Raw genomic sequence first — 20,496 nt, forward strand, 5'->3', positions numbered from 1 at the left:
CGGCCGTAACCCAGACGACGCCGCGCGAGGTGGTCCGCCACCATCTCCGTGGTGATCGGCACGCCGGCGGGAAGACCCTCCAGCGTGGCCACCAGTGCGGGTCCGTGCGACTCCCCCGCCGTCAGCCAACGCAACCTGCTCAACGGTGCTCCTCATATTCGCGCCTGAACTGCGACGGCGCGACCGGGTGCGCGGCCCTGGCCCGCCACCTCCGATCCTCCCACGTCCGGACTCCCGACCCGGCCGCCGGTCCAGCAGTCGGACGCCCGGTGGTCACCGGCCTGCCGCCGCCACGGCCCGGCGTCGGCGGCCCCCGGCTTCCGGTCCGCCGCGAGCCGCCCGGACCGCTCCGGCCGCAGGCGCCCGGCCGCCCACGACGAGCGGAGCGGCCGGCGGGCCCCCGCGCAGCACCGGCGAGCGGGACGGCCGATGGGCCCCGCGCGCCACGACGGCGGCGCCGGCCGTCCCGTCGTGGTGCGCAGGGGCCCGGCCGTAGGAGGCGTCCGGCGGTTCCGGCGGGACGAGGACCGGGCAGGGCGGGCGGCACGTGTGCGCCGCCCGGGCGGCTCTCAGCGCTCGGCCAGTGCCTTCTCGCCCGCCCGGCGCATGGCCTCCAGCGGGGCCGGGGCACGGCCCGTCATCTGTTCCACCTGGAGGACCGCCTGGTGGACCAGGAGGTCCAGGCCGCCGACGACGGCCCCGCCGGCCATGGACCAGCGGGCCGCGAGGGCGGTGGGCCAGGGGTGGTAGAGCACGTCGAAGAGGGTGGCGGGACGCTCGGGCACCGCTTGGGCGAGGTCGTCCGTGGTACCGGCCGGGGTGGTGGCGAACACCAGCGGGGCCCGCAGGGCCCGCGCCGCGTCCGCCCAGTCGGCCGTGCGGACCTCGACCTCCAGCCGCTCGCCCCACTGCCGCATCTCCGCCGCGCGGGCCTCGCTGCGGACGTAGACGACGACCTCGCCGGCGCAGATCCGGGCGAGCGCGGCGAGCGCGGAGGACGCGGTGGCGCCGGCGCCGAGGACGGCCGCGGAGTCCACCTGCTCGATGCCGTGCTCGCGCAGGGCGGCGACCATGCCGGGGATGTCCGTGTTGTCACCGGTACGACGGCCGTCCTCGGTCAGGACGACGGTGTTGACCGCCTCGACGGCCGCCGCCGTCTCGCTGATCTGGTCGAGCAGCGGGATGACGGCCCGTTTCAGCGGCATCGTCAGCGACAGCCCGGCCCACTCGGGCCCGAGCCCCTCGAAGAAGGCGGGCAGAGCGGACTCGTCGATCTCGAACCGGTCGTAGGACCAGTCCGTGAGCCCCAGTTCCTCGTAGGCCGCGCGGTGCAGCACCGGGGAGAGGGAGTGGGCGATGGGGGAACCGAGCACGGCGGCCCGGCGGGCGTCAGTGGCCCGAGCTGGCATCGAACTTGTCCTTGAGCTTCAGGAATTCGGCGTAGGTCTTGGCGAACTCGGTCTTGTTCATGCCGTCGGTCGCCACGAAGTAGATCCAGCCGTCGCCGGTCGGATTGACCGCCGCCTTCAGCGCGTCGTCGCCGGGGTTCCCGATCGGCCCGGGCGGCAGGCCCTTGTGGGTGTACGTGTTGTACGGGCTCTGGTTGCTGTTGATCTCCTTCTCGCTGATGTGGATGTTGCTCTCGCCCTTCAGGTAGTTGAAGGTCGAGTCGAACTGGAGTTTCTGGTTGGTCTCGGTGTTGGTCGTCTTGAGGCGGTTGTAGACCACCTCGGCCATCATGCGGAAGTCGTCGTGCGTCTTGCCCTCGGCCTGGACGAGACTCGCCACCGTGACGAGTTCCAGCGGGTTCGCGAGGTCGAACTCCTTCGCCTTCGCGGCGAGGTCGTAGCGGCCGTAGGCCTGGCCGGCCTGCTTGACCATCTCCTTGAGGACCGCCTCGGGCTTCATGCCCTTGGCCGCCGGATAGGTGCCGGGGAAGAGGAAGCCCTCCAGCGGGTCCATGATCTGGTTGTTGGTGTTCGCCCAGGAGGGCAGGCCGAGGGTCTTGAGTTCCTTGGTGGCGACCTTCTTGGTGCTGCCGCTCGACAGCCCGAGCTGCTTGTCGATCGCCGCGTAGACCTGCACGTTGCGCTCGCCGGGTTTGACCAGCACATTGCTCTGGCTCCTGGGGTCGAGCATGAGCGTGACGGCGCTCGCCGCGGACATCTCCTTCTTCAGCAGATAGGCGCCCGCCTGGATCTGCTTGCCGTTGGCGTTGTGCGACTGTGCGGCCACGAACGCGTCGACGCTCTTGACGACGCCCGCCTTCTTCAGCGCGCGGCCGATGTCGTAGCCGCCGGCGCCCTGCGGGATCTCCACGGTCACCGTCTCGCTGGTGCCGTTGCCCGCGTAGTCCGGCGCCGTGCCGAAACGATTTTGGTAGAACTGGTAGCCGTAGTACCCGACGCCCGCCACGCCGCCGGCGAACACCAGCACGACGACCAGGCAGGCACAGCCGTTGCGGCGTTTCCTGCCGCCCTTGCCTTTCCCACCCCGTCCCTTGCGGTCGGCGCGGCCGCGCCCCGCCTTGGGCTCGTCGGCGTCGGGAGCGTCGTCCTCGTCGTCGGCGCCGCCCGCGAAGAAGGCGTGGTCCTCGTCCTGGTCCGGGCCGGACTCCGGGTACCGGTCGGGCCGTGGTTCCGGTTCGGCGTTCCTGCGGTTGGGCGGCTCCGGCGGCGGGTAGGCCTCGGGCGTCCCGTAGAGGTCGGGCTGTTCCGCACCGTAGGCCATGGCCTGCTGCCCGTACGGATCCGCCGGGTCGCCCGCGTAGGGGACATGCTGCTGCGCCGCGGCACCGTCCCAGCCGCCCCGCTGGTCGTGCTGGTCGTGCTGGTCGTGCGACTGGGCCGCGTACCGCTGGTCGTACTGGTGGTCGCCCTCGTGGCCCTGACGCTGCGGCTGCCCGGCTCCCTGATCGTCGTAGTGCGGGTACTGCGAGCCGTAGCCGGCCTGCTGTTCCTGGCCCCAGTCGCCGTACTGCGGCTGCTGCGGCTGCTGCGGGTGGTGCTGCGGCAGGCCGCCGTAAGGAGACTGCGGGCCGGGGTGGCCCTGCTGTCCTCCCCATCCGCCGTCCCCGTACAACGGGTCCTCCGGATGCCACGGTTCGGAGCCTGGGCCCCGGCCATACTCAGTCATCGATCCCCTAGAGCCGCGAGGCGGCGGTCACGCAGCGTATCGCCCGGCTTCCGTCCCACCTCTTGCTGTGCGCCGACTGTTCGAACACCGGCGCATCGCGCGGAACGTTACCGTATCGCGATCAGACGCCCACTTCGACGCCCTCGCCGGGTGGCCGGCCTGACACCCGTTCGGATTCCAGGGCCTGCTGCAGGATGACGACGGCGGCGGCCTGGTCGATGACGGAGCGTCCCTTCTTGGACCGCACCCCGGAGGCGCGCAGGCCCTGACTGGCTGTCACCGTGGTCATCCGCTCGTCCACCAGCCGGACCGGAACCGGGGCGATGCCCTTGGCCAACTCCCCGGCGAAGCCGCGGACCTTGGCCGCGGCCGGGCCCTCGCCCCCCTTGAGGGAGCGAGGGAGGCCGACGACGACCTCGACCGGCTCGTACTCCTCGACGAGTTGCCTCAGCCGGCGGTGGGCCGCCGGGACGTCCCGGCCGGGCACCGTCTCCACCGGGGTGGCGAGGATCCCGTCGGGGTCGCACGAGGCGACCCCGATCCGGGCGTCCCCGACGTCGATCGCGAGCCGACGTCCTCTGCGCATCTCTGACCGCTTCCTTACCCGACCGTCACTTGGCGGTCTCGTCGACCAGGCGCTCGACGGCCTCGACGGCCTCGCCGACGGCGGCCGGGTTCTGGCCGCCGCCCTGGGCGACGTCCGGCTTGCCGCCACCGCCGCCGCCCAGGGTCTTGGCGGCCGTACGGACCAGGTCGCCGGCCTTCAGCCCGCGCTCACGGGCGGCCTCGTTGGTGGCGATGACCGTCAGCGGCTTGCCGTTGTTCACGGTGAACAGGGCGACCACGGCGGCCCGGCCGCCCTGGATCCGGCCGCGCACGTCGAGGACCAGCTTGCGCAGGTCGTCGGGGGTGGTGCCGTCCGGCACCCGGCCGGTGACGACGGCGATCCCGCGGACGTCCTTGGCGGACTCGGCGAGCCCCGCGGCGGCCTGCAGCACCTTCTCGGCGCGGAACTTCTCGATCTCCTTCTCGGCGTCCTTCAGCTTGCCGAGCATGGCGGAGACCTTCTCCGGCAGCTCCTCCGGACGGCCCTTGATCAGCTCCTGGAGCTGGGCCACGACCGTGTGCTCCCGGGCGAGGAAGTTGTAGGCGTCGACGCCGACCAGGGCCTCGATGCGGCGCACACCGGAGCCGATCGAGGACTCGCCGAGCAGCTTCACCAGGCCGAGCTGGGCGGTGTTGTGCACGTGCGTGCCGCCGCACAGCTCCTTGGAGAAGTCGCCGATGGTCACGACGCGGACCCGCTCGCCGTACTTCTCGCCGAACTCGGCGATGGCGCCCTGCTTCTTGGCCTCGTCGATGCCCATGACCTCGGCGCGCACGTCGAGGTCGCGGGCGAGCACCTCGTTGATCTTCTGCTCGACGTCGGTCATCACGGCCGTCGGGACGGCGGACGGGGAGCCGAAGTCGAAGCGGAAGCGGCCGGGCTGGTTCTCCGAGCCGGCCTGGGCGGCCGTCGGGCCGAGGGCGTCGCGCAGCGCCTGGTGGGTCAGGTGCGTGGCCGAGTGGGCACGGGCGATGGCGTGGCGGCGGCGGACGTCGATCGAGGCGTGGGCCTTGGCGCCCACCGTCACCTCGCCGACCTGGACGACGCCCTTGTGGACGTAGACGCCCGGCACCGGCTTCTGGCAGTCGCGGACCTCGATGACGGCGCCGGAGTCGACCCTGATGCGGCCGGTGTCGCCGATCTGGCCGCCGCCCTCGGCGTAGAACGGGGTGCGGTCCAGGACGACCTCGACCTCGTCGCCCTCGGTCGCGGCCGGGGAGGAGACGCCGTCGACGAGGATGCCGACGATCGTGGACTCGCCCTCGGTGTCGCCGTAGCCGATGAAGTCGGTCTCGCCGGCGGAGTCGGCGATCTCGCGGTAGGCGCCGAGGTCGGCGTGGCCGGTCTTCTTGGCCCGGGCGTCGGCCTTGGCGCGCTCCCGCTGCTCCTTCATCAGGCGGCGGAAGCCCTCCTCGTCCACGGCGAGGCCCTGCTCGGCGGCCATCTCCAGGGTGAGGTCGATCGGGAAGCCCCAGGTGTCGTGGAGCAGGAAGGCCTTGTCACCGGAGAGGACCCTGCCGCCGGCGGCCTTGGTGTCGGTGACCGCGGTGTCGAGGATGTTGGTGCCGGCCTTCAGCGTCTTGAGGAAGGCGTTCTCCTCGGCGAGGGCGACCTTCTCGATCCGCTCGCGGTCGGTGACCAGCTCCGGGTACTGCCGGCCCATCATGTCGATGACGACGTCGATCAGGTCCTTGACGACCGGACCGGTCGCGCCCAGCAGACGCATGTTGCGGATGGCGCGGCGCATGATGCGGCGCAGCACGTAGCCGCGGCCCTCGTTGCCCGGGGTGACGCCGTCGCCGATGAGCATGGTGGCGGTGCGCATGTGGTCGGTGACCACGCGCAGGGACACGTCCGAGGCGTGGGCGTCGCCGTAGGCCACGCCGGTCAGCTCGGTGGCCCTGTCGATCACGGCCATGGAGGTGTCGATCTCGTACATGTTCCGCACGCCCTGCAGAATCATGGCGAGCCGCTCGAGACCGAGGCCGGTGTCGATGTTCTTGCTCGGCAGATCCCCGAGGATCTCGAAGTCGTCCTTGCCGATGCCCTCGCCGCGCTCGTACTGCATGAAGACGAGGTTCCAGATCTCCACGTACCGCTCGTCGTTGACGGCGGGGCCGCCCTCGGCGCCGAACTCGGGGCCGCGGTCGTAGTTGATCTCGGAGCAGGGGCCGCACGGGCCGGGGACGCCCATGGACCAGTAGTTGTCCTTCATGCCCAGGCGCTGGATGCGCTCCTTGGGCACGCCGACCACCTCGTGCCAGATGCGCTCGGCCTCGTCGTCGTCCTTGTAGACGGTGATCCACAGGCGCTCGGGGTCGAGGCCGTAACCGCCCTTGTCCTGGGGCGCGGTGAGCAGCTCCCAGGCGAGCTTGATGGCGCCTTCCTTGAAGTAGTCGCCGAAGGAGAAGTTGCCGCACATCTGGAAGAACGTGCCGTGCCGGGTGGTCTTGCCGACCTCTTCGATGTCGGGCGTGCGCACGCACTTCTGCACGCTGGTGGCGCGCGGGAAGGGCGGCTTGACCTCGCCCAGGAAGTAGGGCTTGAAGGGCACCATGCCGGCCGGGACGAGGAGCAGAGTCGGGTCGTCCGCGATGAGCGACGCCGAAGGGACGACGGTGTGCCCGCGCTCCTCGAAGAAGCTCAGCCAGCGGCGGCGGATCTCAGCCGACTCCATCAGTGGTCCTCATTCCGGTTGTACGAGTACGTCGGGTACGTCGAGCCGTCGACGTACTTCGGGCTGTTGTGGTTCTCGATGGCGGCGGGCCGCCGGGACGGGGGCACTCCCTGCTCGTGCGGAGCCGGGAGTCCGCCGGAGGGGAGTCCGGGGTCGACGGGGGCGTTGATGCCGAGCGCCTCGCCGAGTTCGGCCTCCCGCTGGGCCATGTTGTCGCGGACGTCGAGCGCGAAGCCGACCGCACGGTCCTTGAGCCGGTGACCGGTCTCGAGCGCCTTGTTCGCCGCGGTCGCGGCGATGGACTCGGGGGTCAGCTGCCTCAGCTTGCGGTTGACCTTGGTGGTGGCCCACACACCGGCGGCGACACCTGTGGTGAACCAGAACGAACGGCGGAACATCGCTAGTCCTTACTTCTCCCGGTTGTTCCGCTTTCCCCGCCGCGCGGCCGGGACGGTGCGGCCCACGATCACGGTACGCCTCGACGCCTTGCCCGGCACGTCCTCCTTGCGGCCGCCGAGGGCCCGGCGCACGCCGTAGCCGAAGGCCGCGACCTTCACCAGGGGGCCGCCGAAGGTGGAGGCGACCGTCGTGGACAACGCGGACGCGTTGGACGTGACCTCCTGGACGTCGGAGGCGATAGCGTCGACGCGGTCGATCTGGGTCTGCGCCGAGCGCACCGCCTGGGACGCGTCGGCCAGCAGCGGGACCGCCTGGTCGGTCACGTCCGCCACGAGCTTGGTGGTCGCCTTGAGCGTCTGGGCCAGCCTCGCCAGTGCGACGGCGAGGAAGGAGACCAGGATCGCCCAGAAGACGGCCACCAGGATCCCGGCCACCTCGCCACCGGACACTGTGCGCACCCGCTCCCTGAAACGTGCCTGAACATCGAGAAAGTCGTGCACTGAGCCTATCGCGCCCGGGGTGGGGCTCCGTACCGGATTACCGCCCGTGCGCCGCACGGTGGCGACGGGCGCTTGTACGGAACGAATACGGTTCAGTACGCTCCGTGTCCCATGCGAGGTCCCATCCATGATTCCACGTCGGCCGGCCGGTCCCCGGGGAGCGGCGCGGCGGGCAATCTCCCCGCCGAACTCGACGCGTTCGTCGGCCGCGCGGCCGAACTCGACGCGCTGGCGCGGGCGCTCGGCGCCGCGCGGCTGGTGACGGTGACCGGAGTGGGCGGGGTCGGCAAGTCGCGCCTGGCGGCGCGGGCGGCGGCCCGCTCGGCACCGCCGGACGGGGCGTGGCGGGTGGAGCTGGCGCCGCTGCGGGACCCCGAGTTCCTCGACCACGCCGTGCTGGAGGCGCTGGGGCTCGCCGACGCCACGGCACGCCCGCCGCGCGAGACCCTGATCGGTCGGCTCGCCGGGCGCCGGCTGCTGCTGGTCCTGGACGGGTTCGAGCACCTGGCCGACGCGTGCGCGGATCTGGTGGCCGAGCTGCTGCGGCGGACGCCCGGGCTGACGGTGCTGGCGGCGGGGCGCCGGCCGCTGGGGGTGGCGGGCGAGCGGCTGTTCCGGCTGGCGCCGCTGGCCGAGGAGGACGCGGCGGAGCTGCTGGCGGCGCGGGCCGCGCAGCTCGACGTGGCCGTGGACGGCGCGGACCCGGCGGTGCGGGAGGTGTGCCGGCGCCTGGACGGGATCCCGCTGGCGATCGAGCTCGCCGCGGGGCGGCTGCGGGCGCTGTCGCCGGCCCGGCTGCTGGAGCGGCTGGACGACCGGTTCCGGCTGCTGACCGGCGGCGGCCGGGACGCCCTGCCCCGGCACCGGACGCTGCGCACGGCGATCGGCTGGAGCCATGAGCTGTGCACGCCCGGGGAGCGGTTGCTGTGGGCGCGGCTGTCGGTGTTCGCGGGGCCGTTCGACCTGGAGGCCGCCGAGTACGTGTGCAGCGGCGACGGTCTGCTCGCCGACGACGTCCTGGACGTGCTGACGGAACTGCTGGCGCAGTCGGTGGTGTCCCGTGAGGAGACGGCGGCCGGGGTGCGGTACCGGATGCTGGACACGGTCCGTGCCTACGGCGCGCACTGGCTGGCGGCGACCGGGGACGCGGAGCGGCTGCGGCGGCGGCACCGCGACTGGTACGTCGGTCTGGCCACCTGGTGCGAGCTGGAGTGGTTCTCGCCCCGGCAGCGGGAGGTGGCCGCGCGGATCGAGGCGGAGCTGCCGAATCTGCGCGGCGCCCTGGAGTACTGCATGACCGGACCGGACGAGGCGCATCTGGGCCAGTACCTGGCGGGCTGCCTGTGGTTCTGCTGGGCGGGGTGCGGGCGGTTGTCGGAGGGCCGGCACTGGCTGGGACGCGCCGTCGGACTGGACGGCGGCCACGAGCAGTCCCGGCTGAGGGCGCTGGCGACCCTCGGCTACGTGGCGATCCTCCAGGGCGACACCGTGCCGGCGCTGGCCGCGCTGCGGGAGTGCCGGGAGAGCGCGGAGCGCTCCGCGAGCGCGGCGGCGCTGGCGTACGCGGAGCACCGCGCCGGCTGTCTGGCGCTGATCACGGACGACATGGAGCGCGCGGAGGGGCTGCTGCGCTCGGCCCTGGCCCGCTACCAGGAGCTCGGCGAGCTCAACAGCACCGTGCTCATGGGCCAGGTGGAGCTGGCGATGGCCCGGGCGTTCCAGGGGGATCTGCCGGAGGCGGTGCGGCTGTGCGAGGACGTGCGCCGGGTCTGCGACGACCACGGGGAGCGCTGGACGCGCGCCTACGCGCTGTACGTCCTGGCGTACGCGGCCTGGCGAGAGCGGGACCTGTCCCGTGCCCGGGCGCTGCTCGTGGACTGTCTGGGCAGCGCGCACGGCTTCCGTGACCTGCTGGGGTCGGTGCTGGCGGTGGAGCTGCTGGCCCTGGTGACGGTCGGCGAGGGCGACGCGGTGGAGGCGGCGGTGCTGCAGGGCGCGGCGGCCGGCATGTGGCCGTCGGTGGGGCTGCGGCTGTTCGGGTCGGCGCACTACAACGCCCCGCACGAGCTGTGCGAGGCGACGGCCCGGGAGCTGCTGGGCGACGAGCGGTACGAGGAGTGTGTGCGCCAGGGAGCGGGGCTCGGCCGGGAGGCGGCGGTGTCGCGGGCGCTGCGGGGGTCGCGGGTCCGGGCGGTGCGGGCGCTGCCGACGCCGCGCGGGCCGGGGGCGGCCCGGCGGATCGGATCGCGGGTGCGCAACGGCGAGTGACCGGCCGGCGCGGACGGCGGGCCGGACCCCGTGTCCGCGGCCACCCCTGAGGGACGGGCCCGGGCGGCAGGGTGCCGCGGAAACGCGCGGACCCGCCGCCCCGCCCGCCCGGAGGGGGCGGGGGGGAACGGCGGGCCGGGGTGGTACTGCGGCCTGCTGAGGATCAGCGGGCGTAGTACTCGACGACGAGCTGCTCGTCGCAGATCACCGGGATCTCCTTGCGGTTCGGCTCACGGTCCAGGCGGAACGCCAGGGCCTTGAGGTTCACCTGGAGGTAGCGCGGGGTCTCGCCCTCGGGGGCGAAGCCGCCCTCACGGGCGATGGTGAAGAGCGTCTTCTCCTTGGAACGGTCGCGGACCTGCACGACGTCGTCCGGGCGGACGCGGAAGGACGGCTTGTCGACCTTCTGGCCGTTCACCTGGATGTGGCCGTGGACGACCATCTGGCGGGCCTGGTAGATCGTGCGGGCGATGCCCGAACGCAGGACCAGCGCGTCGAGGCGGCGCTCGAGCTCGACGATCAGGGCCTCACCGGTCTTGCCCTGGACCTTGGAGGCACGCTCGTAGGCGCGGACGAGCTGGCGCTCGGACACGTCGTACTGCGCGCGCAGACGCTGCTTCTCGAGCAGACGGACCTTGTAGTCCGAGTTCTGCTTGCGGCCGCGGCCGTGCTCGCCCGGCGGGTAGGGGCGGGCCTCGAAGTACTTGACGGCCTTGGGGGTCAGCGCGATGCCGAGGGCACGCGACTTCTTGACCTTGGGGCGGGACTGGTTCGCCATGAACCAAACACCTCTATGTCTTCTGTGCGAATACGGCTTCACCAGGGTTAGGGGAGGTCGCATCCGCAGCCGGGGAAACCCTGCGGGTCCGGGTGGGACCTGCGGGGCAGCCGCTCCCCTGGTCTGGGCACATACGTGCAGCACGCGAGTGGCCCACCGACCGCTCCCGGACGCCCCGGGTGGTGGTGGGCTGCCCGCGACACCGTTCGACGGTGCGCGACGCTCCTGGATCCCCGCGTCCTCGCGGTCGTGGGGTTCCGGCTGGATGTCCCGCTCTGGTGGCGCCGGTTCTCCTTGCGGAGGTCCGGACACGGGACTCAGCACTTCGCAGCAGTCTACAGGGTGCTAGGAACGCCCCCGACCGAGGTGCCTGCGGGTCCACTCCACCGCGTCCGCGTACCGCGCCTCCGCGCCGTGCCTGGTCGGGCTGTAGTACTCACGGTCCCTGAGGGCGTCCGGCGCGTACTGCTGGGCGGCGATCCCCTCGGGCAGGTCGTGCGGGTAGACGTACCCCTGGGCGTGGCCGAGCTTGGCGGCGCCCTTGTAGTGCCCGTCGCGCAGGTGTGGCGGCACGGCTCCGGCCAGCCCCTTGCGCACGTCGTCCAGGGCGGCGCCGATCGCCGTGGTGGCGGAGTTGGACTTGGGGGCCAGCGCCAGGGCGATGGTGGCGTGGCTGAGGGTCAGGGCGGCCTCGGGGAAACCGATCATGGCGACGGCCTGGGCGGCGGCCACCGCCGTCGGCAGGGCGTTGGGGTCGGCGAGGCCGATGTCCTCGCTGGCGGAGATCATCAGCCGGCGGGCGATGAACCGGGGGTCCTCGCCGGCCTCGATCATCCGGGCCAGGTAGTGCAGGGCGGCGTCGACGTCGGAGCCGCGGATGGACTTGATGAGGGCGCTGGCGACGTCGTAGTGCTGGTCGCCGTCGCGGTCGTACTTCACCGCCGCCCGGTCGACCGTCTCCTCCAGCGTGGTCAGGCCGATCTCCGCCTCGCCCTTGTCCAGGGCGGCTCCGGCGGCGGCCTCCAGCGCGGTCAGCGCCCGCCTGGCGTCACCGCCGGCGATGCGCAGCAGGTGGTCCTCGGTGTCCGCGGGGAGGGTGACGGCGTCCTTCAGGCCGCGCTCGTCGGTGAGCGCGCGGCGCAGCAGGCCGCGCACGTCGTCGTCGGTGAGGGGTTCGAGGGTGAGCAGCAGTGAGCGGGACAGCAGCGGGGAGATCACCGAGAAGTACGGGTTCTCCGTGGTGGCGGCGATCAGGGTCACCCAGCGGTTCTCGACCGCCGGGAGCAGGGAGTCCTGCTGGGCCTTGCTGAAGCGGTGGATCTCGTCGAGGAAGAGGACGGTCTCCTGGCCGTAGCCGCCGGAGGCACGGCGGGCGCCGTCGATGACCGCGCGGACCTCCTTGACGCCCGCGGTGATCGCCGACAGCTCCACGAAGCGCTTGTTGGTGGCCTTGGAGACGACGTAGGCCAGGGTGGTCTTGCCGGTGCCGGGCGGGCCCCAGAGGATCACCGACGACGGTCCCGCCGGGCCGCCCGCGCCCTCGCCGACCAGTCGGCGCAGCGGCGAGCCGGGCTTGAGCAGGTGCTGCTGGCCCACCACCTCGTCGAGGGTGCGCGGGCGCATCCGGACCGCCAGGGGGCTGGCGGCCGGGTTCTTCTCCTGACGTTCTTCTGCTGCGGCGGTGAACAGGTCGGGCTCCACGCTGAAACCCTATGGCACGCCACCGACAACGCCGCCGGGGCCGGGGCCCGCGGCGGCTCAGGCCCAGAGGCTGCTGCCCCAGCGGGTCAGGATCAGCATGGCGATGACACCGGTGTGCGTGACCGGGAGCACCCAGGTGAACTCGGCGAGGAAGCCCTTCACCGGGCGCGGGGCGGGCAGGAAGTCGTTGCGGACGTTGTAGGAGGTCACGTACCAGAACATGGTGAGGGTGGCGACCCAGGCCAGCGAGCACCACAGGCACAGCGCGTTGATCCGGTACAGGGACTGGAACTGCAGCCAGGTGACGAAGCAGACACCGAAGAGCGTGCCGAGGTTGAAGGTCAGCCAGTACCAGCGCGGGAAGCGGGCGCGGGCGAGCAGGCTCATGCCGACGCAGATGACGATGCCGTAGCAGACCAGGCCGAGCATCGGGTTGGGGAACCCGAAGACGGCGGCCTGCTTGCTCTCCATGACGCTGCCGCAGGAGACGATCGGGTTGAGGCTGCAGCTCGGCGTGAACGTCTTGCCGGTCAGCTTGCCTTCGAGGATCTTCTGTTTGTCGATCGTGATGACCCACGCGGCGAGCAGTCCGGCCGCGCCGGTGATCACCAGCAGCAGGGCGAGGGCGCGGCTGCCGCCCGCCGTCCGCGGTCCGGGGACCGTGCGGTCCGACTCGGGCTCCATCGAGACGTCCTTGACTGTCGTCTTGCTCATCACGCCGATTCCGTCGCTTGAGAGTCGGGACTGCTTCGGGCAGGGCCATTGTGCCGTACGGGCACGCGTGTCCACCGTCTGCTGCGCATAAGGAAGTACGCACGGCCGTGACCGGACGCTCGCCGGGGGCGTCGCCGCTGACGGACCCGCGTGGGGCGCGCCGGTTCGCCGCGGCCGCCGGGCACGCCGTCCCCGGCCGGCGGATCCGTCCCGCTCCGGCGACAGACCGGGTGTGCCGGCCTCCCGGTCCCGCGCGCGGGCGGGGTCGGCGCCGTGGCAACGGCCGGTCGGGACCGCGCGAGGCCGCCCGGCGTCTCGCAACGCCCCGCGCCCCCCTGCCGGCGGACACGGCCTCGGCGCGTCGAATTCATCCGACGGAGCGAACGGGTGCTCGGGGTCTTGACGATGTGCCGGAGCGGTGACGCCCCGGGCCGCGGACCGTCGCACGGTTCGGTTCGCCCGGGCGTCGTCCCCGCCGGTGGGAGGTGCTCCGGGCACGCACCGCGGCCGGAGGCCCCGCCCTCTCGCCGCGGGACGTCGAAGGGCCTGGCGCGGGTGTGCTGCCAGGCCCTCGTCCCCCCTCCTCAGCCGAGCCGCGACTCCAGTTCGGCCACGATCTCGTTCACGCCGATCGGCGCCTGCTCGCCGGACTCCATGTCCTTGAGCTGGACGACGCCCTCGGCCAGGTCGCGCTCGCCCAGCACGAGCGCGTAGCGCGCGCCCGAGCGGTTGGCCGCCTTCATCGCCGCCTTCAGGCCCTTGCCGCCGTAGGAGAAGTCGGCGGCGATGCCGTTCTTGCGCAGCTCGGTGACCTTCGCGAACAGCACCCGGCGCGCCTCCTCACCGAGCGGGACCGCGAACACGCTGGTGGCGGCCGGGAGTTGGAGTTCCACGCCCTCCGCCTGGAGGGCCAGGACGGTACGGTCCACGCCCAGCGCCCAGCCCACCGAGGGCAGCGCGGGGCCGCCGATCATCTCCGACAGGCCGTCGTACCGGCCGCCGCCGCCCACCGCCGACTGCGAGCCCAGCCCGTCGTGCACGAACTCGAAGGTGGTGCGGGTGTAGTAGTCCAGGCCGCGCACCAGCTTCGGGTCGTCCTCGAAGGCGACGCCCGCCGCGGTGATCAGCTCGCGGACCTCCTCGTGGTACGCCTTGCACGCGTCGCACAGGTAGTCGCGCAGCAGCGGGGCCCCGGTCAGCTGCTTCTGCACGTCCGGACGCTTGTCGTCCAGGACGCGCAGCGGGTTGATCTCCGCGCGGCGCAGGGTGTCCTCGTCCAGGTCCAGACCGCGCAGGAAGTCCTGGAGCGCCGCGCGGTAGAGCGGCCGGCACTCCTTGTCGCCCAGGCTGTTGAGCAGGATGCGGAAGTCCCTGAGGCCCAGCGAGCGGTAGGCCTGGTCGGCCAGGATGATCAGCTCGGCGTCGAGCGCCGGGTCCTCCGCGCCGATCGCCTCCGCGCCGACCTGGGAGAAGTGGCGGTAGCGGCCCTTCTGCGGGCGCTCGTAGCGGTAGTAGGAGCCGGAGTACCAGAGCTTGACCGGCAGGTTGCCGGCCTTGTGGAGGTTGGCCTCCAGGGCGGCGCGCAGCACGGAGGCGGTGCCCTCGGGACGCAGGGCCAGCCTGTCGCCGCCCTTGGTCTCGAAGGCGTACATCTCCTTGGTCACGATGTCGGTGGACTCGCCGACACCGCGCGCGAAGAGCTCGACGTTCTCGAAGCCGGGGGTCTCGACGTAGCCGTAGCCGGAGTTGCGCAGCGGGGCGGCGATCGCCTCGCGGACCGCCAGGTACGTCGCGGAGTCAGGCGGGATCAGGTCGTACGTGCCCTTGGGGGCCTTGAAGGTGCTCACGAAGTCTCTCGTCACATTCCTCGTCGGGGAGCCTCGACGGCTCCCTGGCCGGCGGCCACCTGCCGCAGATAGGGGTTGGTGGCGCGCTCCTGGCCGATGGTCGTCTGGGGGCCGTGGCCGGACAGCACCACGGTCGAGTCGTCGAGGGGCAGGCACACGCGGGCCAGCGAGTCGAGGATCTCGGCCGCGTCGCCGCCGGGCAGGTCGGTGCGCCCGATGGAGCCGGCGAAGAGCAGATCCCCGGAGAAGAGGACCGGCGGGACGTCCGCGGCCTCGGGCATCTGGAACGTCACCGACCCCTTGGTATGGCCGGGCGCGTGCGCGACGGAGAACTCCAGACCGGCCAGCTCCAGCTTCGCGCCGTCGGCCAGTTCCTCGACGTCGTCCGGCTCCCCCACGGTCAGCTCGCCCATCAGCGGCATCCCGATGGAACGGCCCAGCGCCTTCTCGGGGTCGCTCATCATGTACCGGTCGGCCGGGTGGATCCAGGCCGGTACGCCGTGAGCCCCGCACACCGGCACGACCGAGGCGACATGGTCGATGTGGCCGTGGGTGAGGACGACGGCCACGGGCTTGAGCCGATGCTTCCTCAGTGCTTCCTCGACGCCCGGGGCGGCCTGGTGGCCCGGGTCGATGATCACGCACTCCTCACCGGCGGCGGGGGCGACGAGATAGCAGTTCGTCCCCCAGGCCCCGGCGGGGAACCCGGCAATGAGCACGATCGTCCTTCGTTTGTGTGGATACGGGAGGGCTTCGGGCGGCGAGGCCCGTCGTCCGAGCCTACCGGCGCTGCCGGATCCTCAGCGAACCCATATACGGTACGGGGCACACACGGGCGGCCCGCTCACCGGGCGCGCGCGTGCCGGTCGACACACGAGACGCATGAGGAGAGAACCCGGTGGTCAGCCAGGAGCAGCGGCGGCGTCAGCTCGCCCGGGAGAAGTTCTTGCGGCAGCAGCAGCGGCGCACGTCCGCACGGCGCAGGGCGCGCATGCGCAACTCGGTCATCGCGTCGGTGCTCGGCGTGGTCGTCATCGGGAGTGTCGCGCTGTACACGACCGGGGTGCTCAAGGACGGCAAGGACGACGACAAGACCAACGCGAGCGCGGACGTCACCCCCAGCGCCTCGGCCACCAGCAAGGCGCCGGACCCGTGCGGGAAGCCCGCCGCGGGCGCGGTGAAGAAGCTGAGCTGGAAGAAGGAGCCGGCGGTGACGATCGACACGTCGGCGAAGTACTCGATGAAGCTCGCGACGACGTGCGGCGACATAGACATCGCGTTGAAGACCGCCGCGGCGCCGCACACGGTGAACTCGTTCGACTTCCTGGCGGGCAAGGGCTTCTTCGACCACACCAAGTGCCACCGGCTGACCACCAACGGGATCTACGTGCTCCAGTGCGGCGACCCGACGGGCCAGGGTACCGGCGGACCCGGCTACACGATCCCGGACGAGAACCTCAAGGACGCCGCCCTGAAGGGCAACGTCTACCCGGCGGGCACCGTGGCCATGGCGAACACCGGGCAGAAGCACACCGGGGGCAGCCAGTTCTTCCTGGTCTACCAGGACAGTCAGTTGCCGCCCAACTACACCCCGTTCGGCACGATTTCCGAGTCCGGGCTGAAGGTGCTGAAGAAGATCGCCGCCGCGGGTGAGAACACGGGCGCCGGCGACGGGGCCCCCAACGCGACGGTCGTGATCAACAAGGCCACGGTCGCGAAATCCTGAGCGTCAACTGCGTAATTTCGCTCGCGCTGGATGCGGACAGGAAACCCACTGGTCGCCTATGTTGGCCGTGACGAAACTGTGGACGATGCCCGGGGGAGCCCCGAAGCCCCCTCGCGGGCATCATGTGGAGGAGGCGCTGTGAGCAGCGACCCGTGGGGCCGCGTCGACGAGACGGGGACCGTGTACGTGCGGACGGCCGACGGCGAGCAGGTCGTCGGTTCCTGGCAGGCCGGCTCCCCCGAGGAGGCGCTGGCCTACTTCGAGCGCAAGTACGAGGGCCTGGTTGTCGAGATCGGCCTCCTCGAGAAGCGGGTGCGGACCACCGACCTGTCGTCCAAGGACGCGCAGGTGGCCATCGGGCACCTGCGGGAGCAGGTCGACGCGCACCACGCGGTCGGCGACCTCCAGGCACTGCGCGCACGCCTGGACAAGCTGGTCGAGACCGTCGAGGCGCGGCGCGAGGAGCGCAAGGTCCAGCGCGCCCGGCAGACGGACGAGGCCCGGCACGCCAAGGAGGCGCTGGTCGCCGAGGCGGAGGAGCTGGCCCGGTCCGACCAGTGGCGGGTGGCCGGTGAGCGGCTGCGCGCTCTGGTCGACACCTGGAAGGGGCTGCCGCGCCTGGACCGCAAGTCCGACGACGAGCTGTGGCATCGCTTCTCGCACGCGCGGTCGGCGTTCTCCAAGCGGCGCAAGGCGCACTTCGCGCAGCTGGACGCGCAGCGCGAGGAGGCGCGCAGGGCCAAGGAGCGGCTGGTCGCCGAGGCCGAGGCGCTGTCGGGCTCGACGGACTGGGGTCCGACGGCGGCCCGCTACCGCGACCTGATGGCCGAGTGGAAGGCCGCCGGCCGCGCTCAGCGTGAGCACGAGGACGACCTGTGGAACCGGTTCCGCGGCGCCCAGGACGTCTTCTTCGCCGCCCGCGGCTCGGTGTTCGCGGAGCGGGACGCCGAGCAGGCGGAGAACCTGAAGCTGAAGGAGGAGCTGGCCGAGGAGGCCGAGAGGCTCCTGCCGATCGGCGACCTGAAGGCCGCCCGGGCCGCGTTCCGCTCGATCAACGAGCGCTGGGAGGCCATCGGCCATGTGCCGCGGGACGCCCGTCCCCGCGTCGAGGGCCGGATGCACACGGTCGAGCGGGCCCTGCAGGAGGCCGAGGAGGCCGAGTGGCGCCGGACGAACCCGGAGGCACGCGCGCGTGCCGCGGGTCTGACCGGCCAGTTGCAGGCCGCCGTGGACAAGCTGAAGGGCCAGGTCGAGCAGGCGCGCTCCCAGGGCAACAGTGCCAAGGCCGACAAGCTGGAGAAGGAGCTGGAGGGCCGTCAGGCGCTCCTGGACCAGGCGCTGAAGGGCCTGCACGAGTTCGGCGGCTAGCCGGGCCCCGGAGGCGGCCGGCAACGTCTCCGACACACGGCCGAGGGCTCCCGTACGGCGCGTACGGGAGCCCTCGGCCGTGTGCGTGCCCTCCGGCGGCCCGTACACCGTCGCGCGCTCCCGGGCCCCGGGGGCGCGCGGCGCGTGAGCCGGACGCCCCTGAGCGCGGCGCGTGAGCCGGACGCCCCTGAGCGGGGTGCGCGAGCCGGACGCCCCTGAGCGGGGCGCGCCGCGGGCTACGCCCGGCTGCGGGCCGAGGTCACCCGGTACACGTCGTAGACGCCCTCCACGCCGCGGACGGCGCGCAGGACGTGCCCGAGGTGCTTGGGGTCGCCCATCTCGAAGGTGAAGCGCGAGGTGGCGACGCGGTCCCGGGAGGTCTGCACGGCAGCGGAGAGGATGTTGACGTGCTGGTCGGACAATACGCGGGTGACGTCCGAGAGCAGCCGGGATCGGTCCAGCGCCTCGACCTGGATGGCGACCAGGAAGACCGAGGACTGGGTGGGCGCCCATTCGACGTCCAGGATGCGCTCGGGCTCGCGGGACAGCGACTCCACGTTGACGCAGTCGCTGCGGTGGACCGACACGCCGCTGCCGCGGGTGACGAAGCCGATGATCGGGTCGCCGGGCACGGGCGTACAGCAGCGGGCCAGTTTGACCCACACGTCGTCGACGCCCTTGACGACGACGCCGGGGTCGGCGCTGGAGCGGCGCTTGCGGCCCCGCCCGCGCGCGGGCGGCATGGTCTCGTCGATCTCCTCGGTGGCGGCCTCCTCGCCGCCGAGGGCCTGGACGAGCTTCTGCACGATGTTCTGCGCCGAGACATGGCCCTCGCCGATCGCCGCGTACAGCGCGGAGATGTCCGAGTAGCGCATCTCGTGCGCGAGGGTGACGAGCGAGTCGCCGGTCAGGATCCGCTGGATCGGCAGGTTCTGCTTGCGCATCGCCCGGACGATCGCGTCCTTGCCCTGTTCGATCGCCTCGTCGCGGCGCTCCTTGGAGAACCAGCCGCGGATCTTGTTGCGGGCGCGCGGCGACTTGACGAAGCCGAGCCAGTCGCGCGAGGGCCCGGCGCCGGTCGCCTTGGAGGTGAAGACCTCGACCAGGTCGCCGTTGTCCAGGGTGGACTCCAGCGGTACGAGACGGCCGTTGACCCGTGCCCCTATGGTGCGGTGGCCGACCTCGGTGTGCACGGCGTAGGCGAAGTCGACGGGGGTGGCGCCGGCCGGGAGCGCTATGACATCGCCCTTGGGCGTGAAGACGAAGACCTCGTTGCGGGAGAGGTCGAAGCGCAGCGACTCCAGGAACTCGCCGGGGTCCTCGGTCTCCTTCTGCCAGTCCAGCAGCTGCCTCAGCCACGCCATGTCGTTGATGGCGTCCTTGTCCTTGGCGGACGTCTTCGGCGCGTCGGTACGGACCTTGGAGGCGCCGGCGACGGCCTCCTGCTTGTACTTCCAGTGCGCGGCGATGCCGTACTCGGCGCGGCGGTGCATGTCGAACGTGCGGATCTGGAGTTCGACCGGCTTGCCGTTCGGGCCGATGACCGTCGTGTGCAGCGACTGGTACATGTTGAACTTGGGCATCGCGATGTAGTCCTTGAACCGGCCGGGGACCGGGTTCCATCGCGCGTGCACGGTGCCGAGGGCGGCGTAGCAGTCGCGGACCGTGTCGACGAGGACGCGGATGCCCACCAGGTCGTAGATCTCCGCGAAGTCACGGCCGCGGACGATCATCTTCTGGTAGACGCTGTAGTAGTGCTTGGGGCGGCCGGTGACGGTCGCCTTGATGCGCGCGGCGCGCAGGTCGGACTGGACCTCGTCGGTGACGACGGCGAGGTACTCGTCGCGCTTGGGGGCGCGCTCGGCGACGAGGCGGACGATCTCGTCGTACATCTTGGGGTAGAGGATCGCGAAGGCGAGGTCCTCCAGCTCCCACTTGATGGTGTTCATGCCCAGGCGGTGGGCGAGCGGCGCGTAGATCTCCAGCGTCTCGCGGGCCTTCTTCTCCTGCTTCTCGCGCTTGAGGTAGCGCATGGTGCGCATGTTGTGCAGGCGGTCGGCGAGCTTGATGACCAGGACGCGGGGGTCCTTGGCCATGGCGACGACCATCTTGCGCACGGTCTCGGCCTGCGCGGCCTCGCCGAACTTGACCTTGTCCAGCTTGGTGACGCCGTCGACGAGCAGGGCGACCACGTCGCCGAAGTCTCGGCGCAGGTCCTCCAGGCCGTACTCGGTGTCCTCGACGGTGTCGTGCAGCAGGCCGGCCATGAGGGTGGCCGGGTCCATGCCCAGTTCGGCGAGGATGGTGGTGACGGCGAGCGGATGCGTGATGTACGGGTCGCCGCTCTTGCGCTTCTGGCCGCGGTGCCAGCGCTCGGCGACCTGGTAGGCGCGCTCGATCTGGCGCAGCGTCGACGTCTCGATCTTGGGGTCGTTGCTGCGCACTATCCGCAGCAGCGGCTCCAGGACCGGGTTGTACGGGTTGGCGCGCTGGACGCCGAGGCGGGCGAGGCGGGCGCGGACGCGGTTGGAGGATCCGGAGCGTGCGCTCGATCCGGTGGCGGACCGCACCGGCGCGGGGGGTTTGGGACGGGCGGCCTCGGCGGTCTTCTCGACGGGCGCGGACTGGGCGTGCTCGACCGTCCCACGGGTGTCGTTCCTGGCGGTCGACACGTTCGGCGCGGGCTTCGCCGTGGACGCCGAGGCGGACTCGGGCTTGGCGGCGGTCAGTGGCTGGGCCTCGTCTGGCAAGAGGACTCCTCGTGCGCGATCCGGGT

At 71.9% G+C, this 20,496-nt stretch carries 16 protein-coding genes; 3 read left to right on the top strand and 13 right to left on the bottom strand.

The window, feature by feature from the left end; translation table 11 throughout:
* The 7 genes from ACF061_RS32725 to ACF061_RS32755 all read right to left on the bottom strand — a co-directional run.
* The coding region (locus ACF061_RS32725) for a chorismate synthase (RefSeq protein WP_392270732.1) at window positions 1–143 on the bottom strand (143 nt) is incomplete at its 3' end.
* Between the two features lie 426 nt (window positions 144–569).
* Entirely contained in the window at window positions 570–1,409 is an 840-nt protein-coding gene (locus ACF061_RS32730; RefSeq protein ID WP_392270632.1) for a shikimate dehydrogenase, read from the bottom strand.
* Window positions 1,390–3,135, bottom strand: a complete 1,746-nt coding sequence (gene mltG, locus ACF061_RS32735; RefSeq protein ID WP_392270633.1) for an endolytic transglycosylase MltG — start codon at window positions 3,133–3,135, stop codon at window positions 1,390–1,392. The genes ACF061_RS32730 and mltG overlap by 20 nt, the downstream gene beginning before the upstream one ends.
* A 121-nt stretch (window positions 3,136–3,256) precedes the next feature.
* Window positions 3,257–3,721, bottom strand: a complete 465-nt coding sequence (gene ruvX, locus ACF061_RS32740) for a Holliday junction resolvase RuvX (RefSeq protein ID WP_392270634.1) — start codon at window positions 3,719–3,721, stop codon at window positions 3,257–3,259.
* 25 nt (window positions 3,722–3,746) lie between these two features.
* Complete coding sequence (alaS, locus tag ACF061_RS32745) at window positions 3,747–6,419, bottom strand: alanine--tRNA ligase (RefSeq protein ID WP_392270635.1); 2,673 nt, start codon at window positions 6,417–6,419, stop codon at window positions 3,747–3,749.
* Window positions 6,419–6,817 carry a hypothetical protein gene (locus tag ACF061_RS32750; protein ID WP_392270636.1) on the bottom strand — a complete coding sequence of 133 codons (399 nt, stop codon included), beginning with the start codon at window positions 6,815–6,817 and terminating at the stop codon, window positions 6,419–6,421. The genes alaS and ACF061_RS32750 overlap by 1 nt, the downstream gene beginning before the upstream one ends.
* A 9-nt stretch (window positions 6,818–6,826) precedes the next feature.
* Window positions 6,827–7,276: a DUF948 domain-containing protein gene (locus tag ACF061_RS32755; protein ID WP_392270637.1), complete on the bottom strand. Its 450-nt coding sequence runs from the start codon at window positions 7,274–7,276 to the stop codon at window positions 6,827–6,829.
* Between the two features lie 153 nt (window positions 7,277–7,429).
* Between ACF061_RS32755 and ACF061_RS32760 the strand changes: the two genes are divergently transcribed.
* Entirely contained in the window at window positions 7,430–9,586 is a 2,157-nt protein-coding gene (locus ACF061_RS32760; protein WP_392270638.1) for an ATP-binding protein, read from the top strand.
* 163 nt (window positions 9,587–9,749) lie between these two features.
* Here ACF061_RS32760 and rpsD read toward each other — a convergent pair whose 3' ends face one another.
* The 5 genes from rpsD to ACF061_RS32785 all read right to left on the bottom strand — a co-directional run bounded on the left by rpsD (window position 9,750) and on the right by ACF061_RS32785 (window position 15,345).
* Window positions 9,750–10,364, bottom strand: a complete 615-nt coding sequence (gene rpsD, locus ACF061_RS32765) for a 30S ribosomal protein S4 (RefSeq protein WP_009187613.1) — start codon at window positions 10,362–10,364, stop codon at window positions 9,750–9,752.
* 345 nt (window positions 10,365–10,709) lie between these two features.
* Complete coding sequence (locus ACF061_RS32770; protein WP_392270639.1) at window positions 10,710–12,065, bottom strand: replication-associated recombination protein A; 1,356 nt, start codon at window positions 12,063–12,065, stop codon at window positions 10,710–10,712.
* 57 nt (window positions 12,066–12,122) lie between these two features.
* The gene (locus ACF061_RS32775) at window positions 12,123–12,779 is read right to left on the bottom strand and encodes a vitamin K epoxide reductase family protein (protein WP_392270640.1); all 657 of its coding nucleotides are present in this window, start codon (window positions 12,777–12,779) and stop codon (window positions 12,123–12,125) included.
* 584 nt (window positions 12,780–13,363) lie between these two features.
* On the bottom strand, window positions 13,364–14,626 hold the full coding sequence (gene hisS, locus ACF061_RS32780) for a histidine--tRNA ligase (protein WP_392270641.1): 1,263 nt from the start codon (window positions 14,624–14,626) through the stop codon (window positions 13,364–13,366).
* 11 nt (window positions 14,627–14,637) lie between these two features.
* Window positions 14,638–15,345: an MBL fold metallo-hydrolase gene (locus ACF061_RS32785; protein ID WP_392270642.1), complete on the bottom strand. Its 708-nt coding sequence runs from the start codon at window positions 15,343–15,345 to the stop codon at window positions 14,638–14,640.
* A 179-nt stretch (window positions 15,346–15,524) separates the two neighbouring features.
* Between ACF061_RS32785 and ACF061_RS32790 the strand changes: the two genes are divergently transcribed.
* Entirely contained in the window at window positions 15,525–16,352 is an 828-nt protein-coding gene (locus ACF061_RS32790; protein ID WP_392270643.1) for a peptidylprolyl isomerase, read from the top strand.
* Between the two features lie 138 nt (window positions 16,353–16,490).
* Complete coding sequence (locus ACF061_RS32795; RefSeq protein WP_392270644.1) at window positions 16,491–17,720, top strand: DUF349 domain-containing protein; 1,230 nt, start codon at window positions 16,491–16,493, stop codon at window positions 17,718–17,720.
* A 236-nt stretch (window positions 17,721–17,956) separates the two neighbouring features.
* Here the strand turns inward: ACF061_RS32795 and ACF061_RS32800 are convergent, their stop codons facing one another.
* A complete protein-coding gene (locus ACF061_RS32800) occupies window positions 17,957–20,470 on the bottom strand; it encodes a RelA/SpoT family protein (protein WP_392270645.1) in 2,514 nt (837 codons plus the stop codon).
* Window positions 20,471–20,496 lie beyond the last annotated feature (26 nt).

It is taken from the genome of Streptomyces sp. NPDC015220, from assembly GCF_043079345.1.
Classification (GTDB): domain Bacteria; phylum Actinomycetota; class Actinomycetes; order Streptomycetales; family Streptomycetaceae; genus Streptomyces.

Excerpts from the sequence above, each read along its gene's own strand:
- ACF061_RS32775 (WP_392270640.1), bottom strand. The coding sequence starts at position 12,779 with ATGAGCAAGACGACAGTCAAGGACGTCTCGATGGAGCCCGAGTCGGAC.
- ruvX (WP_392270634.1), bottom strand. The coding sequence starts at position 3,721 with ATGCGCAGAGGACGTCGGCTCGCGATCGACGTCGGGGACGCCCGGATC.
- ACF061_RS32730 (WP_392270632.1), bottom strand. The coding sequence starts at position 1,409 with ATGCCAGCTCGGGCCACTGACGCCCGCCGGGCCGCCGTGCTCGGTTCC.
- ACF061_RS32750 (WP_392270636.1), bottom strand. The coding sequence starts at position 6,817 with ATGTTCCGCCGTTCGTTCTGGTTCACCACAGGTGTCGCCGCCGGTGTG.
- mltG (WP_392270633.1), bottom strand. The coding sequence starts at position 3,135 with ATGACTGAGTATGGCCGGGGCCCAGGCTCCGAACCGTGGCATCCGGAG.
- rpsD (WP_009187613.1), bottom strand. The coding sequence starts at position 10,364 with ATGGCGAACCAGTCCCGCCCCAAGGTCAAGAAGTCGCGTGCCCTCGGC.
- ACF061_RS32760 (WP_392270638.1), top strand. The coding sequence starts at position 7,430 with ATGCGAGGTCCCATCCATGATTCCACGTCGGCCGGCCGGTCCCCGGGG.
- alaS (WP_392270635.1), bottom strand. The coding sequence starts at position 6,419 with ATGGAGTCGGCTGAGATCCGCCGCCGCTGGCTGAGCTTCTTCGAGGAG.